Origin of the sequence: Aliishimia ponticola, assembly GCF_004803475.1 — a bacterium.
GTDB lineage: Bacteria > Pseudomonadota > Alphaproteobacteria > Rhodobacterales > Rhodobacteraceae > Aliishimia > Aliishimia ponticola.
In genome coordinates, this window is the sequence record NZ_SRKY01000004.1 from 312528 (window position 1) to 330499 (window position 17972).

A 17972-nucleotide genomic window follows, 5' to 3' on the forward strand; every position below is an offset into this window, starting at 1 on the left:
CCCAGCGCATGGCGCTTCCTGTTGAAACCTTCTTTCTGAAACCCGACGCCCAAGGCACCTTGCAGGCGCAGATTCAACAGATGATCGCCGAAGGCATTCTGTCGGGCCGTTTCAAACCGGGCGAGAAACTTCCCTCCACCCGCAAGTTGGCGCAGCATCTGGGCGTCAGCCGGATTACGGTCACGTTGTCGTACACGGAGCTTCTATCAAACGATTACCTGACTTCGCAGGGGCGGTCGGGGTATTACGTGTCGGAAACCGCGCCGACGCCGCCCAACTTTCGCGCACCCGATCCGGTGCAAGAGACCGTGGATTGGTCGCGCGCGATCGGGCAGCGCTTTACCGGTGGCGACACGCCTCACAAACCGCAGGATTGGTCGCGCTTCAAATATCCATTCATTTACGGTCAGGCGGACCCGTCGCTGTTTGATCACACCAATTGGCGGCATTGCGCAGTACAAGCGCTGGGTCAGCGGGATTTTTCATCGCTGACGATGGACTACTACGACCATGACGATCCGCAACTGATCGAATTCATTCTGCGTCACACTCTGCCCCGGCGCGGGATTTCCGCGACGCCCGATCAAATCCTGATCACGCTTGGCGCGCAGAATGCACTGTGGCTGACCGCGCAGGTTTTGCTGACGCAGCGACGGACCGCCGCGCTGGAAGACCCGTGCTATCACGCGTTGCGCGACATTCTTGCGCAATCGCGCTGCCACGTGTCGCCGGTGCCGGTTGACCGCGACGGCTTGCCGCCGGGGCTGATCCCTGAAGACACAGACGTCATTTTCACCACCCCATCCCACCAATGCCCGACCACCGCGACCATGCCGATGGAGCGCCGCAGACAGCTGTTGGACCGTGCCCGCGAGGTAAACGCGCTGATCGTCGAGGATGATTACGAGTTCGAAATGTCCTTCCTGCGCCCGCCGTCGCCTGCGCTTAAAAGCCTCGACCGGGATGGGCGCGTGATCTATGTCGGCAGCTTCTCCAAAAGCCTGTTTCCCGGCCTGCGCCTTGGCTATCTGGTCGGGTCAGAGCCGTTCATCCGCGAAGCTCGCGCCCTGCGCGCCTCGGTGCTGCGCCACCCGCCCGGACATATCCAGCGGACGGCGGCCTATTTCCTGTCTCTGGGCCACTATGATGCGCTGATCCGGCGGATGTCGCAGGCGCTGCATAACCGGCGCACCGTGATCGAAACCGCCATCGCCAAGCATGAGCTGTCCGTCGCCGGATTGGGCGCGTTTGGCGGCTCGTCCATCTGGATGCGTGCGCCCGATGGTGTGAACACCGCCGATCTGGCGCGCCGCCTGGCAGAGCAATCGGTGCTGATCGAACCGGGAGCGCCGTTCTTCGCCGGACCGGACCGCCCGACACAGTTCTATCGTCTGGCCTATTCGTCCATTCCCGATGCGCGCATCCCCGAAGGCATCGCCCGCATCGCCCAAACACTGGCTGCCTGGTGATCTGGCTCTAGCCGCAAGGTCAATCTGGCCCTATAGACAGCCCTGCCTGTCCGATAGGACAACAAAAAAGCCAGATCGGGGCCGCGAGTCCCTCTCTTCGACATGCGATCAGGAGGATCCCCCATGAAAATGACCACCGAAGAAGCCTTCGTCAAAGTTCTGCAACGACACGGCATTCAACACGCATTCGGGATCATCGGATCGGCCATGATGCCGATCTCTGACCTGTTCCCGCAGGCGGGCATCACGTTCTGGGATTGTGCGCATGAAGGCAGCGCCGGGATGATGGCCGATGGCTATACCCGCGCGACTGGCAAGATGTCGATGATGATCGCGCAAAACGGTCCGGGGATCACCAACTTCGTCACCGCCGTGAAAACCGCATATTGGAACCACACGCCGCTGCTGCTGGTCACGCCGCAAGCCGCGAACAAGACCATCGGTCAGGGTGGGTTCCAAGAAGTCGAACAGATGAAACTTTTTGAAGACATGGTCGCGTATCAGGAGGAGGTGCGCGACCCAAGCCGGGTTGCCGAGGTTCTTACTCGCGTTATCGCGCAGGCCAAGCGTCTGTCGGCCCCGGCGCAATTGAACATCCCGCGGGATTACTGGACGCAGGTCATCGATATCGAACTGCCCGAACCGACCGAATTCGAAATGTCCCCCGGCGGCGAAAATTCTGTCGCAGCGGCGGCGGCCCTGCTGTCCAAGGCGAAGTTCCCCGTGATCCTGAACGGCGCGGGTGTGGTCCTGTCCGAAGGCGGCATCAAGGCGTCGATGGATCTGGCTGAACGGCTCGATGCCCCGGTCTGCGTTGGCTATCAGCACAATGACGCCTTCCCCGGTTCGCACCCGCTGTTTGCCGGGCCGCTTGGGTATAACGGCTCCAAGGCCGCGATGGATTTGATCAAGAACGCTGATGTCGTACTGGCGCTTGGCACCCGGCTGAACCCGTTCTCGACCCTGCCCGGCTATGGCATGGAATACTGGCCCGCTGACGCGAAGGTCATTCAGGTGGACATCAACCCTGACCGGATCGGCCTGACGAAAAAGATCGAAACCGGCATCATCGGTGACGCGGCCAAGGTGGCGCGCGGAATTCTGGCCCAATTGTCGGACACCGCGGGCGATGCGGGCCGCGACGACCGCAAGGCGCTGGTGGCAGAAACGAAATCGCGTTGGGCGCAGCAACTGTCCTCGATGGACCATGAGGATGACGATCCCGGCACCACATGGAACGAGCGCGCCCGTGCCGACAAACCCGATTGGATGAGCCCCCGCATGGCGTGGCGCGCGATCCAAGCCGCGCTGCCGAAAGAGGCGATCATTTCCTCGGATATCGGCAATAACTGCGCGATCGGGAATGCCTATCCGTCCTTTGACGAGGGCCGCAAATATCTGGCGCCGGGCCTGTTCGGGCCTTGCGGCTATGGCCTGCCGTCGGTCGTTGGTGCGAAAATCGGCTGCCCGGATGTGCCGGTTGTCGGGTTCTCTGGCGATGGGGCGTTCGGGATTGCCGTGAACGAATTGACCGCGATTGGCCGGAGCGAATGGCCCGCCGTCACGCAGGTCGTGTTCCGCAACTACCAATGGGGCGCAGAGAAACGGAACTCCACCCTTTGGTTCGATGACAACTTCGTCGGGACCGAGCTGGACCAGCAAGTGTCCTATGCCGGGATCGCGCAGGCGTGCGGGCTCAAAGGTGTCGTTGCGCGCACGATGGAAGAACTGACCGACGCGCTGAACACGGCGATTGCGGATCAGAAGGCGGGCAAGACCACCCTGATCGAGGCGATGATCAATCAGGAACTGGGCGAACCCTTCCGTCGTGACGCGATGAAGAAGCCTGTGCGTGTGGCCGGGATCGACAAGGCAGACATGCGCACCGAGGCATAAGCCGGTGCCGTGCATCGTGCTGACTGTTCCGGACCGGCATGGCCCCGGTGTGCTGCTGGCCCCTCGGGGGATGGCGACACCGAATGGCACCACTGCCGGTCTAGCGGTAACAGGCGGCACGGTGCGGCAGGTCGAGGAAACCACCTGCGGACAAACTGCCGCCGCCATTGAAACCAATGGCGGCGCGGTGGAGTTGCGATATGAGGTCGCGCCTACGGCGGCCCCTTATCCCGACGCGATGTTCCAGACCCGCGACAGCCGATTCACTCGGGCCGCGCAGGCCCTGATCGACGATGCCACAGCGCTGGCCGCCGCGCCCGATCCGGCCCATGCCGTCGCCCAGCATGTGGCCAGCCTGTTTTCCTATGGGCACCCCGATACCCGCTATTACGATGATCAGGATACCCTGCCGCAGCTTTGCAGCCTGACGGTGGGATCATGTGTGGACATCAACGCCTATTTCATTGCTAGCCTGCGTGCAGCCGGGGTCGATGCCGGGTATGTGACCGGGTATTTCTTTCCTGCGGAAAAGACGGACCCGGACGGCGCGGCGTGGTGCAATGATATGCATTGCTGGGTTGTGACCCGCGACGCGCAAGGTATCCGGGAATGGGACATTGCCCATCACATGAAGGCCGGGCTGGACACAATCGCCCCGGCGTTGAACCCCAAGCCCGGTCGGCGCTTTGCCGTGGCCCATTCGATGGGGCTAAGCTTTCCCGAATTGGCACTTAGCGATATCAAGCTGATCGCGGAACCCATGTGGGTATCTCAAGGCCGGCTGACCGATGCGGAGGTCTCGATCCGCTTTGCCCCGTGACCTTGCCCCGCACGGCCCTCAGGACAGGGCGATGGTGACCATGGTCGCCGCAACGATATCATCGACCGTCGCGCCGCGTGACAGGTCGCAAACCGGGCGGCGGAACCCTTGCAGAATGGGACCAAGCGCCTGCGCACCGGCCAGTTCCTGCGCCAGCTTGTACGCGATATTCCCTGCGTCGAGCGATGGGAAGATCAGCACATTGGCATCGCCCTGCCCCAGCCCTTTCAGCGCCGCAACCCGCGGATTGAGCGCCGCATCGCCTTGGATCGGGCCGGTGAACCCGGTTGCCTCGGCAGCCTCGCGCACCTTGTCGACCGACGGCCCGCTGCCGCTTGATCCGGTGGAAAAGGACAGCATCGCGACGGTGCTTTGCCCCAAAAGCGCAGCGCCCGTGGCGGAGGATGCGCGCGCAATGGCCGCAAGGTCCGATGCGTCCGGGTCGGTGGTCACGCCGCAATCGGCGAAGATGAGTTCGCGCCCATCGGGAAACGCCATCAAAAAGAACGAGGACGGGACGGAGACGCCCTCCGCCAGGCCGATCGCCATTGACGCGGCTTCGATCACGCGGCGTGTCGGGCTGTCAGCGCCGGCAACCATCACATCCGCCTCGCCAGCCGCCACCATCGCCGCCGCCTTGTATAGCGGCTTGGACAGCAAGCGCCGGGCCATCGCCTCTTTCATGCCGCGCGCGTCGACAAGGGCGGCCACCTGCGCCTGCGTTGTTTCGGCCAGATCGACCGGACGCCCCAATCCTTCACGTTCGATACGCGCGGCTGCTTCGGCCACACGGGCCTCTGACATTTCCGGCATCACGATCCGCGCATTCCGTGCGCGCGCCGTTTCAAAGGCACGTTCAATTGCCGCCATTTTCCCCTCCGAGTTTCAGCAAAGGAGCCAGTCATGACTGATGACGTCAAGATCAACCGTGGCCTTATGGGCATCTATTTCGACCGCTCCGGTGTCAGCCATATTGATGGAGCCAAAGGCGAACTGAGCTACCGTGGATATTCGATCCATGACCTTGCGACCCACGGCACGTTCGAAGAGGTCTGCTACCTGCTGCTGCGTGGCGAGCTTCCGTCCGCCGATGAACTGGCCACGTTCGACGCCAAGCTGAAGGCGAACCGGTCGGTGCCCGACGCCGTTCTGGACATCATCGCCGCCTGCAAGGATGGGCATCCGATGGACGTGCTGCGCACAGCGGTATCCGCGCTGGCGGCCCTGGACGCGGACAGCCAGAAGGTGGGCGAAGATGCGTTCATCGAGAACGGGATCAAACTGACCGCGCAAGTCCCGACACTGATCGCGGCGCATGAGGCCATTCGCAACGGGCGCGCGCCGGTACAGCCGCATGCGGACCTGTCCCATGCGGGCAACTGGCTGTGGATGCTCAAGGGTGAGAAACCCTCGGAAGATGCGGCGCGGCTGGCGGATGTCGATTTCATTCTGCACGCAGAGCACGGCAGCAACGCCTCCAGCTTTGCGGCCCGCGTCACCGTCGGAACGGAAGCGAACCTGCACGGCGCTATCGTCACGGCGCTGTCCACCCTTGCCGGTCCGGCTCATGGCGGCGCAGCCGAGGACGTGATGAAAATGGTGCAGGAGATCGGCACCCCCGACAATGCCGCCGCCTATGTCAAAGCCAAGCGCAAGAACCGCGAGCCGGTCACAGGTTTCGGCCACCGTGTCTACCGCGCCGAAGACCCGCGCGCGCGGCATATGCGCGAAGGCGTGCGCAAGCTGGGCGAAGAGATGGGCGCGCCGGAATGGTATGAGATCCTGCAAGGTGTGGTCGAGGCGATGTCGCCCTATGCCCGCCACGGGCTCAACGTGAATGTCGATTTCTATTCCGGCGTCATCTACCAGTTGCACGGCATTCCGATGGACCTTTACGTGCCGATCTTTGCCATTGGGCGGATGCCGGGCTGGGTGATCCAATGCGTCGAACAGCAGCGGCAGAACATTCTGATCCGGCCACTCACTCTCTATAACGGGCCGGATATGCGGAACTGGGTTCCTATCGAAGACCGATAAGTTTCCACCAATACGAGCAAAAGCAAAACACTGTTTTCATTTTGGAAAAAATCAGGAAACATCTGTGAGCTTCCCAGGAGGATTTGAATGGCACGCGCTCAACCGACACTAGACCTGTCTCCGAAAGTGTCCGACGAGGTGCGCAAAACCACCTGCTACATGTGCGCCTGCCGCTGCGGCCTGAACGTGCACATGAAGGATGGCAAGGTCGCTTATATCGAAGGCAACCGCGATCACCCTGTGAACAAGGGCGTGCTGTGCGCCAAAGGCAGCGCCGGGATCATGCAGCACAACGCGCCATCCCGCCTGCGCGCACCGCTTAAACGGGTCGGGCCGCGCGGATCGGGTGAGTTCGAGGAAATCACCTGGGACGAAGCGCTGAGCATTGCCACAGACTGGCTGGGCCCGCTGCGCGAGAAACAGCCGGAAAAGCTGGCCTTCTTCACCGGGCGCGACCAGTCGCAAAGCTTCACCTCTTACTGGGCGCAGAACTTCGGCACTCCGAATTATGCGGCGCATGGCGGCTTTTGTTCGGTGAATATGGCGACCGCGGGCATCTACACGATGGGCGGAGCGTTCTGGGAATTCGGTCAGCCGGACTGGGATCACACCAAGCTGTTCATGATTTTCGGCGTGGCCGAAGATCACGACAGCAATCCAATCAAGATCGGCATCGGCAAGCTCAAGTCGCGCGGCGGGCGGGTGATTGCGGTGAACCCGATCCGCACCGGGTATAACGCGGTTGCGGATGACTGGGTCGGCATCACGCCCGGAACGGACGGGCTGTTCATCCTGTCGATGATCCATGTGCTGCTTAAATCCGGCAAGATCGACCTGGACTATCTGGCGCGTTTCACCAACGCGCCGGTGCTCGTCAATGCCAACACCGACAGCGGCGATCATGGGATGCTGATGCGGGATCAGGCCGGCAAGGAGTTGGTGATCGACCGGCGGACTGGCAAACCCGCACCATTTGACCGCAAGGGCGTGCAACCGGACCTGTCCGCGCAATGGCGGCATGGCGGTTACACACATAAGACGGTGATGAACCTGATGGTCGAGAAATACCTCGACCCGCAATATGCACCCGAAGCGGTGGCCGAACAGTGCGGCATCCCGGCGGAGCGTATTCGCGCCATCGCCAGCGAGCTTGCGAAGACGGCGTTTGACCAGTCCTTCGAGATCGCGCAGCCTTGGACGGATTTCCGGGGCGAACGGCACGAAACCATGCGGGGGCGTCCGGTGTCCTTCCACGCGATGCGCGGGATTTCGGCACATGCTAATGGCTTTCAAACCTGCCGGGCCCTGCACCTGCTGCAAATTCTTCTGGGCACTGTCGAAGTTCCCGGCGGCTTCCGGTTCAAACCGCCCTACCCCAAACCCGCCACCGCGCATCCCAAGCCCCATTCGGGCGTGACCCCCAATGCACCGCTGGACGGGCCGCATCTGGGCTTTGTGCAAGGGCCAGAGGATTTGGCCCTGAAGCCGGATGGTACGGCGGTTCGGATCGACAAGGCGTTTTCTTGGGAAAACCCGTTGTCGGCACATGGGCTGATGCACATGGTCATCTCCAACGCTCATGCGGGCGATCCTTATAAGATCGACACGCTGATGATGTATATGGCGAATATGTCGTGGAATTCCTCGATGAACACGTCTGGCGTGATCGAGATGCTGACCGACACGGACGTGACCGGCGATTACATCATTCCGCGGATTATCTATTCGGATGCGTATAGTTCTGAAATGGTCGCCTATGCCGATCTGGTCTTGCCGGATACCACCTATCTGGAAAGGTTCGACTGTATCTCTTTGCTGGACCGCCCGATCAGTGAAGCCGATGCTGCCGCCGATGCAATCCGTTGGCCGGTGGTAGAACCGGACCGCGATGTGCGCGGGTTCCAGTCCGTTCTATGCGAGCTTGGCGCGCGGCTGAATCTGCCCGGTTTCGTGAACGCGGACGGCTCTGCCAAATATAGCGACTATGCCGATTACATGGTCAATCACGAACGTAAGCCGGGGATCGGGCCGCTGGCCGGGTATCGGCTGGGGCCGAACGGGCTGACCTCTGGGCGGGGTGGTGTGAATGACGGGCAGATCGACAATTATATCGCCAATGGCGGGTTCTTTGTCGAACACGTGCCGGACGACGCGCAATATTACAAACCGTGGAACACGAGCTATCAGAAATGGGCGGTCGACATGGGCTTTTACGACAGCCCGCAACCCTACCTGTTCTCGCTTTATGCGGAACCGCTGCGCAAGTTCCAGCGCGCCGCCGAAGGGGTCGGGCCGCATCAACCACCTGAACACCTTCGCGCGCGGCTCAAGCAGGTGATGGACCCGCTGCCGATCTGGTATCCAGCGGATGACCGTGGCCAGGACGGCTACCCGATCACTGCACTGACGCAACGCCCGATGGCCATGTATCACAGCTGGGGCAGCCAGAATGCGTGGCTGCGGCAATTGCACGGGGTGAACCCGCTTTACGTGCCGACCAAGTTGATGCAGCAGCACGGGCTGGCCGATGGGGATTGGGCGCGTGTAACGTCGCCCCATGGTGAGATAACCGTTCCGGTAATGGAAATGGCCGCCCTGAACGAGAACACGGTCTGGACATGGAACGCGATCGGCAAGCGCAAGGGTGCGTGGGCCTTGGACGATGACGCCCCCGAGGCGACGAAGGGCTTTCTGCTCAATCACCTGATCCACGAACTTCTGCCGCCCAAAGGCGATGGCCTGCGTTGGGCCAATTCGGACCCGATCACCGGGCAAGCCGCGTGGTTCGATCTGCGCGTGCAAATCGAAAAAGTGGACGCTCCGCAGCAATCGCAACCGCAATTCGCGCCTCTTAAATCGCCCGTCCCACAGGCACCTGAGACGCTGGCATGGAAGATCGGCAAATGATCCAGATGACCCGCGCCAATCGGCTTGAAAGCGTGCCCACCGGGCGGCATACGCGAAAGATGCGTCACGGGGAGCGCCACAGATGACAAGTCTTCCGAAACAGACGGACCGCAAGCTGGGTCTGGTCATCGATCTGGATACCTGTGTCGGCTGTCATGCCTGCGTTATCTCGTGCAAAGGCTGGAACACCGAAAACTACGGCGCGGCGCTGTCCGATACCGACCCGTACGGGGCCGAACCTTCGGGAACCTTCCTCAACCGTGTGCATAGCTACGAAGTTCAGCCCGCATCCGGGGCGGCGCAACTGGTGCATTTCCCCAAGTCCTGCCTGCATTGCGACAACGCGCCTTGCGTGACCGTTTGCCCGACGGGGGCGAGCTATAAGCGGGTCGAAGACGGTATCGTTCTGGTCAATGAAAGCGATTGCATTGGCTGCGGGCTGTGCGCTTGGGCCTGCCCCTATGGCGCGCGCGAACTGGACGCGCTGGAAGGGGTGATGAAGAAATGCACCCTGTGTGTGGACCGGATTTACAACGAAAACCTGCCGGAAGAGGATCGCGAACCGGCCTGTGTGCGCACTTGCCCGGCGGGCGCGCGGCATTTCGGGGACTTCGCCGATCCTGACAGCAACGTCTCTCGCCTGAACCGGGATCGCGGCGGCATCGACCTGATGCCCGAACAGGGCACCAAGCCGGTCAACAAGTACCTGCCCCCCCGCCGCAAGGACCAAACCGCCGAAATCGACGTGCTGGCCCCGTTCCTTGAACCCGTCGCCGAGGATGCCAAGGGCTTCATGGCGTGGCTTGATAAAACGCTGGAGAAGTTCTGATGCATCCAGCGCCTTCGGTCATCATCTTCACGACCCTGTCCGGGCTTGGCTTTGGGCTGCTCACGTTTTTGGGCCTTGGTATGCCGGGCGTCACGGGGTGGACGGCCTTTGCCTTTTTCACCATCGCCTATCTGCTTGCGGTTGGCGGCCTTGCGGCGTCGACCTTTCACCTTGGCCACCCGGAGCGCGCGTTCAAAGCCTTTACCCAGTGGCGGACAAGCTGGCTTTCGCGAGAGGCGTGGGCCTCGGCCGGGGCGTTGCTGGTCATGGCCATCTACGGCTTTCTACTGGTGTTCCACGACACTCGGCTGGCCCCGCTGGGCTGGCTGGGCGCGGCACTATCGCTGCTTACCGTGTTCACGACGTCGATGATCTACACGCAGCTGCGGACCGTGCCGCGTTGGAACACACCGATTACGCCGGTGAAGTTTCTGGCGCTTTCTATCGCGGGCGGCGCGCTGCTGTCCGGCGAGGTGAGCATTGCCATCGTGGCAATCGCCGCCGCCGGTCTTGTGGTGGTAGCCTCGTGGATTGTGGGCGACACCCGCTTTGCCGAGGCCGGGAGCGACCTTTCCACCGCCACCGGGCTGGGGCGTTTCGGGACCGTGCGCGCGTTTGAACCGCCTCATACCGGGACCAACTACCTTCTGCGCGAATTCGTCTATGTCGTCGGTCGCAAGCACAGCGCCAAACTGCGCCTGATTGCGCTGCTGTTGATGGTGGCGCTGCCAGTCATCGCGCTGGCGCTGCCCTTCAACCACATATTCGCCGCCGTCGCCGTGCTGTCGCATCTGGTTGGCGTCTTCGTGGCGCGCTGGCTGTTTTTCGCGGAAGCCGAGCATGTGGTCGGCCTGTATTACGGCAAACGCTAAGTAAAAAATGCGCGAATAGACGCCGATTGCGTGATTCTCCCCTTAGACGCGGGGGGCGCGACCCTATATTCTGTGCGCATCACGACGCCCTGCTCGAACAGGGACGCAATTTGGAAGGCAGTACAGATGACCTTAGCTAAAATTCCTGCGACGCTCGCCTTTGGCGGCATTCTCGCACTTTCGGCGTGTACCGATCCCGGAGCGTTGAACGATCCTGATTATGACAAAACCCGCCAAGGTGCGCTTTTGGGCGCTGGTATCGGCGCGGCCGTCGGTGCAATCACCGCGCCGGGCAGCAAACGCGGCGAGAACGCGATCAAAGGCGCGATCATCGGCGGCACGGCGGGCGGCATCATCGGCAACAAGCTCGATGCTCAGGAAGCGGACCTGCGCCAGTCGATCAACAACGACAATGTTCAAATCCAGAACACTGGCGACCGGCTGATCGTGACCCTGCCGCAGGACATCCTGTTCACGACTGACAGTTTCGCGGTTCGCCCGGATTTGACGCGCGATCTCCAGGCGGTGGCGGGCAACTTGCAAGCCTACCCAGACAGCACGATCCAGATCATCGGCCACACCGATAGCGATGGCGATGCGTCCTATAACCAAGGCCTGTCCGAGCGCCGCGCCAATGCTGTGGCGGATGTGCTGCGCAACGCGGGCGTGCCGTTCAGCCGCATTCAGACCTATGGTCGCGGCGAATCCCAACCCAAGGCATCGAACCTGACGCCCGAGGGCAAAGCACAGAACCGCCGGGTAGAAATCGTGATCCTGCCCACGGCGAGCTAACGCAAATGCAGGCGGGCTGTGCACTGGTGCAGCCCGTTCTCCCCTTGCCCTTTCGCGTGTGACGCCCAAATCTTTGCGCAACACGCTGTTTGAAAGGGCACGATATGAGCACGCTTACACTGGTCGGAATTTCCGGATCCTTGCGCGAGGATTCCGTCAACACGAAGCTGATGCGAGAAGCCGCCCGCCTGTTCGGCAGTGCGGATTTCATCGAAGCGGATATCGAATTTCCCCTGTATAATGGCGACGTCGAGGCATCCGAAGGCGTCCCGGCCAAGGTGCAGGCGGCGTCCGACCTGATCGGCCGGGCAGATGCGGTCATCATCTCGACCCCGGAATACAACAAGGGGCCGTCGGGCGTACTGAAGAACGCGCTGGATTGGATCAGCCGGACCGAGGGGAACCCATGGCTCGACAAGCCCGTTGCCGTCATGAGCGCCGCCGCAGGGCGCGCCGGTGGCGAGCGCGCGCAGATGATCCTGCGCGGCTTCATGGTGCCGTTTCGCCCCCGCATCCTGCAAGGGCCGGAAATCCACTTGGCGGGCGCTGCGGGTCAGTTTGACGAAACAGGCACGCTGACGGGCGAAATCTATGTCAAGGAACTGACCGCGCTGATGACGCAATTGCGCGCCATGACAGGGCAGTAACGACAGTCGATACCCCAGCCCGTCAGACGGGATGGGCCACTTCGATCAAATTGCCATCGGGGTCACGAAGATAGAGCGACTGGATCGGCCCGGTGGCTCCGGTTCGTGCAACCGGGCCTAACTCTATCGCCACGCCAAGCGTCGCCAGATGCGCTTTCCATGCGTCCAGCGGGTGATCCGTCAGAAAGCACAAGTCTGCCGTGCCCGGACCGGGCTGCGCGGCCTTCGGGTCAAATTCATGCCCGGCGCGGTGCAGGTTGATTTTCTGCATTCCGAACTTCAACGCCCAGCGCGTTGTGCCATCCGCAGCCTCGAAGCTTTCCCCCTGCATCCCAAGAACAGCTTCATAGAACCGGAGCGTCGCGGTGATATCCGACACCGTCAAAACAAGGTGATCCATGCGCGTGACACTGGGGGTTGCGGCACGTGGCGTTTTGGATTGTCGCATCATGCGGGACTGCCTTATCACTACCCCATGACAGATGACGCAAACCCCTCCTTCCGTCAAACCGACATGCTGGACCCGGCGCGCGCGCAGGCGATGCAGGCCACGTTGGGCTATATGCCGTCACTCGTGGCGGGGAACCCGCTGCCGCCGTTCTTTCACCAGCTGTATTTCTGGACCCCTTTGCCGCCGCAAATGCTGGGGCGCGACGGACATCCGGCCCGAGGACAGGGCGTCATCCCCGACATGGGCCTACCCCGGCGTATGTGGGCAGGCGGGCGTCTGTCATTTTACGAACCCCTGCGCCTTGGGCAAAACGCCGATTGCACCACCCGTTTGGTCAGCGCCACGCGGAAGGAAGGCAAAACAGGCCCGCTGGGAATTGTCGGCATTCGGCTGGATTATCAGCAAAAAGGCAAGCTGTGCCTGACCGAAGAACGCGACCTGATCTATCGCAATGATCCTTCGCCGGACGCCCCCACGCATGTGCCCCCCAAGGCGCCTGTTGACGCCGAGGAAGAAGTCCCCCTGCGCTTCGACAGCACACTGCTGTTCCGCTACTCGGCGCTCACGTTCAACGGCCACCGGATTCACTATGATCTGGACTATGCCAAGGGCGTAGAAGGCTATGATGGGCTGGTTGTGCACGGACCACTGCTTGCACAGCACCTGATGCTGCTGGCTACGGCGGAGTTCGGGCGGCTGAAATCCTTCCAGTTCCGCGCCACGGCTCCGCTGATGCATTTTGAAGAGGCGACTGCCTGCCGCGCGGGGTCGAAGCTGTGGGTTCGCGGGCCGGATGGACGCCTGTGTATGGAGGCCGAAGCCGCAGCCTAATCGCGCGACGCAATCCAGATCCGCCGGCCTGATGCGATCTGCGTGGCCACCATGGTAGTTTGAATTTGAAGCAGATTCCGAGCCGGCCTTCAGGTGCCGCTAACGAAGCACAGCTAGCTTATTGGAAGGTTAGTATGAGTCTGTGTGATGTTGATCGAGTTGAACGGATTGAGTTTCCATTTGGTGCTGCGGGCCTCCAAACGCAGGGCCGGTCTGGTGGCAGATATCGTGGACGAGGCCTTTATGTGTGAACCGCGCTCGCGCCCGGCGCTGCATTGGCAGGACGTGACGGCCCTGATCGAAAGCTATGCCGGGATCAAACCGACACCGCGGATCGAACGGGCCATTCAACGGCTGTTTCTGTCGTGCGCCAGCAGCTTTAAAACCCGGCCAAATACGCTCGTTTCCTCTTAGGCATTCAGGAAACACCTGACAGGAACTGTCTCTCTCGGTTCTGTCTTACTCTTGTGATTTGCCTGCTCTGGCAGTTTTATCGGGTGCAGCAAAGTCACAATGGGCGGCGTTCAGATTGACGCCGTGCGATGGCAGACAGGCCGATACCGGTCGCCTCTGCCGAAGGGAGTCGACAGGTGGATGCAGGCGGCGTCACGGGCAGGACAATTCATATCCATGTCGGACCTCATAAAACCGGATCAACTGCTATTCAGCATAGCCTCCGGCACATTGCCGCTGATCTACAGTCCAAACATGGGCTGACCCCACTTGATGCGCCCTGCATCTGGTCACTGGCCAAGGCGATGGCGCGGGATGATGCGGATGGGATCGCGGCACATATAGCCGAACTGAACGATCTTTGCGCACAGATGGAAGGCGATCTTCTGCTGTCCTGCGAAGATCTCGCTGGAGATCTGCCCGGCCGCGCCGCAAAAAGGCGCATCTATCCCCAACTTATGCGGCACCTGAACACCTTGCGAAACGGGCTTCGCGGCCGTGTCGTGTTCTATTTCTTTACGCGGGAAGCGAATGCGTGGCTGCGCAGCGCCTATGTTCAATCGCTCAAACACCACAAGAAATTCCGCAGCTTCGACGGGTTTCTCGGCTTTCTGAACAATACAGACGGCATTTGGGACGGCATCCTGGCGCGCCCTCGCGCCAAGCTTGGCGCTGATTTCATCGAAATCCCCTATCAGGAAGGCGGTGACTTTTCCGCCATACGCGCCCTGCTAGAGGTCATTCTTGGCGATGGTGCGACCGAAGAACTGGATATGAAGGACGCGCGCCGCAACAGCGCGCCGTCGGACGAGGTCGTGGAACTGCTGGAGCTTCTGAATAGTTCTGGCGCGTCGTTGGAGGCGATCCGCGCCGCCAAGAAAAGCCTCCTGACGGAAGCCACGCCCAAAGTGGAATTTCTGGATGCTGATCCGTCGGAATGGCCGCCCGCGAAACGCAAACCTGACTGGTTGTCAGAAGACCTGATCCCGCTTTGGTCGCGGGTCGAGGCGCGGGCGAACTGGCAATTGCAACCGGACCTGATGCCGCCTTTTGACTGCGATCTCTCAGCTTTGCGCAGACGCCCTATGGACGCGCCGGATACCTTCCCAGAGGGCGGTCGCAACCACATGGAAAATCAGGTGAAAATTCTGGCCTACCGGTTCCGTGGCATGCCGGAGATTTGCTATATTCTTGGCCTGACGATCAGTTACTTGCGGCGACAAACCGGCCATGAGGAACATGCGACATTCCTGTTCCAACGCCTTTGGAACGAAGAATTTGCAGTTTTGCTTGGGGTTTTGCCCACTCGCTGGCTGATATCCACCTTTCAGACTTTTATGGATCATGGCGTCAACGAGAACCAAAGGCTTATCGGTGCGGCCGCCTATTTCATGTCCAATACGCTCAAACTGTATGAGGCGGAACGGGCGCTTGATGGGCTACCGCCGGGCCGCCCCTATCCCAACGTGGCGCCGGCCACCAAATCGGGGTTCTGGGGGTTGGATCGTTTTCAGGTCGGCGGCACGGATTTAATGCTGAACTCGAACGCGCTTCTTTTGGAACTTGCCGCGCGGGACGATACGGCGGGCCGTGTGGTGCAAGAATTCATGCTCCGGTTAAAGAAATCCGATACCGCGTTTTCCAGAATGGATAAAACGCGATACGTTAACAAAATCGAACACCCCCAATTCTCGAATTGTTGGAGCTTTCACATTCCGCCTGACATCAAAGAATGAAATCATCCTGATCCAAGTTTTCTGCTTCTATGTTCAGAAGCATCAAGACATTTCCATCATCGAAATTCAGCCTTGTGCCGAATTCGTTTTCCTCCATCCGATCTTGAACTTCAGAATAGCTTCCGAAGGCAAAGCTGGACAGATCGATCAAGTCCAAATTGACCTCAAAATCGGCAACGACGTCATACCCGTAATTATCGTCAGCGAAGACGAAAATGTCCGATCCGTCGCCACCCCACATCTTGTCGTTATCGACACCACCGTCGAGGACGTCATTCCCGTTTTCGCCCAGCAGGTAATCCCGGTGTTTGCCGCCGCTCAATTCGTCATTTCCGCCACCGCCATACAGCTTGTCGATCCCATTCTCGCCGGACAGTTGATCGTTGCCGCGATTGCCCTTCAGTACGTCGTCGCCATAGCCGCCGATAAGTCTGTCATCCCCTTTGGCCCCGTACAGCACATCGTCGTCGCCGCCGCCGATCAGCACATCCGAACCGGTCCCGCCATTCAGAACATCCTGACCATTTCCCCCATCCAGGTAGTCGGATCCGCCGTTCCCGTTCAGCACGTCCCAGCCGCCATTTCCGACGAGCTGATCGTCGAAGACACTCCCATCAAACGTGTCGGCAAGGCCCCATTGGCTGTCACCTTCCAGCGACACCCCCTGATCGTAGATAATGGTCAGTTCGACGGTTTCGTACGGGTTCAATTCGATCTCGAATATGTCGCAATCATCGGCGACGCTAAGGCAGATATCCGTTTGATAGGTCAGCGCCGCGTCGGCCCAGTAATCCGTCGCATCCTGTCCGGACGCCACACCCAATACGCGGGCGTATACATATGCGCCCTCACGCACAAAGGCATCAAGGTTGGCGGTCAGCTTGACGGTTTCATCCACGCCGGACGTGAAATAGGTTACAGATCGGGTGTCGTTACCAAAACTGTATTTATATCCAATGGTTTCACCGGAATCCCCAATCAGCTTGAAGTCGCCATTCGGATCGACCAGTTGCAGCCCGTCGGTCGACTCGGCGAGCATCGAAAAGAGGTAACCGGTTGGTGACAGATCACTGCCCTCGCCTTCCTTGTCGCTTAGCCCCGCTGGAGAGTTCGTCTGGGCGGCCCAGATCATCGCCATGTCGACGCCGCCCTCAACCATCTCTGCGTACATGCGTAAAAGCGGAGCCGACCGCATGATGCTGGTGATCAGCGTCGTTTCCTCCCCATCCTCACCAACGTTCCATTCCGTGACCGCCAGTTGGAAATCGTCACCCAGCGCAGACGACCATGCCTCGTTGATATCGTCGAGACGGTTGGCGACACCGCTCCCGATGGCGAGGGGGTTGCCGCTGGAATTTGCGCCGTAGAAGTGGGTCAGAACCCCTTCGATCTGCGGGGCATCGTCACCTGTGAACTCCGATGCAAGCGTCTCGTTCTCCTCCAAGGACCGACCCGCCTGGACAAGGATTTCCAGACTTTCACGCATTCCAAGCGCTTCGGCTTCTTCATCAAGCCAACCCGCGATATCGGCCTGAAGGGCGCCGAATTCCTCTGTCGTCCAATCGAACTTGGATTGATAGAACTCGTTCCCGATTTCGATCTTCAACTCACTGACATCGCCATACGCGCCCGTCAGCACATCGCGCAGAAAGGTTCGAAAATCGTCCTCTGCCCCGGGGTCGATCGCGCCGGTTTCGGCATCGAAATAGCGATAGGTAGGCACGACAATCGTCGGCGTACCGCCCAATTCGGACGTATATGCCAGATATTCACTCAGCGTTGTGACATCCCTTGTGCTGACTTTATCGGCACCGGACATTATGTCCAGAATGTTACTCTGCACCGTGGCATCGGGATCAGTAATGTCGAAATATTGCTCTGTTATCGTTCCGCCGGGAAAACGAATATAAGTTGTGCCAACTTTTTCGATAACTTCTCGAAAGTCGCTATCTTCACCGGTTCTGTCCGTGTGAAAAAGCATATTCGTTCCGAACATCGATTCAGAGATTGTACTGCTGCTATAGCCATTCCATGCAACAGAAGTGCTTACCTTCTGCATTACCCGATTCCATTCCCATAACCCCACGGCAGGAATGCATCGGCGCGCTTAATCTCGCGTTAAATCTCCAAGGCTGGAAACTGATGTTTAGATTACATTTATACTCAAACCACCCACCGCCCTGCTGGTAAGCTTTCGCACCGGTTGCCCCGGCGAACTGCTTGCGCTGCGGG

The 17972-nt window shown here is 60.2% G+C and carries 15 protein-coding genes; 12 read left to right on the forward strand and 3 right to left on the reverse strand.

What is annotated here, in order from left to right; all coding sequences use genetic code 11:
* The first annotated feature begins 8 nt into the window (after positions 1-8).
* From pdxR to E4Z66_RS15840, 3 genes are all read left to right on the forward strand, one after another.
* Positions 9-1469, forward strand: a complete 1461-nt coding sequence (gene pdxR / locus E4Z66_RS15830) for a MocR-like pyridoxine biosynthesis transcription factor PdxR (protein ID WP_136464021.1) — start codon at positions 9-11, stop codon at positions 1467-1469.
* A gap of 123 nt (positions 1470-1592) precedes the next feature.
* On the forward strand, positions 1593-3365 hold the full coding sequence (gene xsc / locus E4Z66_RS15835) for a sulfoacetaldehyde acetyltransferase (protein ID WP_136464022.1): 1773 nt from the start codon (positions 1593-1595) through the stop codon (positions 3363-3365).
* A gap of 16 nt (positions 3366-3381) precedes the next feature.
* Positions 3382-4185 carry a transglutaminase-like domain-containing protein gene (locus tag E4Z66_RS15840; RefSeq protein ID WP_136464023.1) on the forward strand — a complete coding sequence of 268 codons (804 nt, stop codon included), beginning with the start codon at positions 3382-3384 and terminating at the stop codon, positions 4183-4185.
* An 18-nt stretch (positions 4186-4203) separates the two neighbouring features.
* Here the strand turns inward: E4Z66_RS15840 and E4Z66_RS15845 are convergent, their stop codons facing one another.
* A complete protein-coding gene (locus tag E4Z66_RS15845) occupies positions 4204-5055 on the reverse strand; it encodes a phosphate acyltransferase (protein ID WP_136464024.1) in 852 nt (283 codons plus the stop codon).
* A 33-nt stretch (positions 5056-5088) separates the two neighbouring features.
* On the opposite strand from E4Z66_RS15845, the gene E4Z66_RS15850 reads away from it, so the two are divergent.
* The 6 genes from E4Z66_RS15850 to E4Z66_RS15875 all read left to right on the forward strand — a co-directional run bounded on the left by E4Z66_RS15850 (position 5089) and on the right by E4Z66_RS15875 (position 12269).
* On the forward strand, positions 5089-6222 hold the full coding sequence (locus E4Z66_RS15850; protein WP_136464025.1) for a citrate/2-methylcitrate synthase: 1134 nt from the start codon (positions 5089-5091) through the stop codon (positions 6220-6222).
* 87 nt (positions 6223-6309) lie between these two features.
* Positions 6310-9129 (forward strand): molybdopterin oxidoreductase family protein, encoded by a 2820-nt coding sequence (locus tag E4Z66_RS15855; RefSeq protein WP_136464026.1) that lies wholly within the window; start codon positions 6310-6312, stop codon positions 9127-9129.
* 82 nt (positions 9130-9211) lie between these two features.
* Positions 9212-9958: a 4Fe-4S dicluster domain-containing protein gene (locus tag E4Z66_RS15860; protein ID WP_136464027.1), complete on the forward strand. Its 747-nt coding sequence runs from the start codon at positions 9212-9214 to the stop codon at positions 9956-9958.
* Complete coding sequence (locus tag E4Z66_RS15865) at positions 9958-10830, forward strand: dimethyl sulfoxide reductase anchor subunit family protein (RefSeq protein WP_136464028.1); 873 nt, start codon at positions 9958-9960, stop codon at positions 10828-10830. The genes E4Z66_RS15860 and E4Z66_RS15865 overlap by 1 nt, the downstream gene beginning before the upstream one ends.
* A 126-nt stretch (positions 10831-10956) precedes the next feature.
* A complete protein-coding gene (locus E4Z66_RS15870) occupies positions 10957-11622 on the forward strand; it encodes a YiaD family glycine zipper/OmpA-like lipoprotein (protein WP_136464029.1) in 666 nt (221 codons plus the stop codon).
* Between the two features lie 104 nt (positions 11623-11726).
* Complete coding sequence (locus E4Z66_RS15875) at positions 11727-12269, forward strand: NADPH-dependent FMN reductase (RefSeq protein ID WP_136464030.1); 543 nt, start codon at positions 11727-11729, stop codon at positions 12267-12269.
* A 22-nt stretch (positions 12270-12291) separates the two neighbouring features.
* On the opposite strand, the gene E4Z66_RS15880 is transcribed toward E4Z66_RS15875, so the two are convergent.
* Positions 12292-12720 (reverse strand): VOC family protein, encoded by a 429-nt coding sequence (locus E4Z66_RS15880; protein ID WP_246036047.1) that lies wholly within the window; start codon positions 12718-12720, stop codon positions 12292-12294.
* 24 nt (positions 12721-12744) lie between these two features.
* Here E4Z66_RS15880 and E4Z66_RS15885 point away from each other — a divergent pair, with 24 nt between their 5' ends.
* From E4Z66_RS15885 to E4Z66_RS15895, 3 genes are all read left to right on the forward strand, one after another.
* A complete protein-coding gene (locus tag E4Z66_RS15885) occupies positions 12745-13551 on the forward strand; it encodes an HTD2 family dehydratase (protein WP_136464031.1) in 807 nt (268 codons plus the stop codon).
* A gap of 147 nt (positions 13552-13698) precedes the next feature.
* Complete coding sequence (locus E4Z66_RS15890; protein ID WP_136464032.1) at positions 13699-13965, forward strand: hypothetical protein; 267 nt, start codon at positions 13699-13701, stop codon at positions 13963-13965.
* A gap of 344 nt (positions 13966-14309) precedes the next feature.
* On the forward strand, positions 14310-15740 hold the full coding sequence (locus tag E4Z66_RS15895) for a hypothetical protein (protein ID WP_136464033.1): 1431 nt from the start codon (positions 14310-14312) through the stop codon (positions 15738-15740).
* Here the strand turns inward: E4Z66_RS15895 and E4Z66_RS15900 are convergent.
* Positions 15730-17559 carry a calcium-binding protein gene (locus E4Z66_RS15900; protein WP_168797822.1) on the reverse strand — a complete coding sequence of 610 codons (1830 nt, stop codon included), beginning with the start codon at positions 17557-17559 and terminating at the stop codon, positions 15730-15732. The genes E4Z66_RS15895 and E4Z66_RS15900 overlap by 11 nt on opposite strands.
* Between the last annotated feature and the right edge of the window lie 413 nt (positions 17560-17972).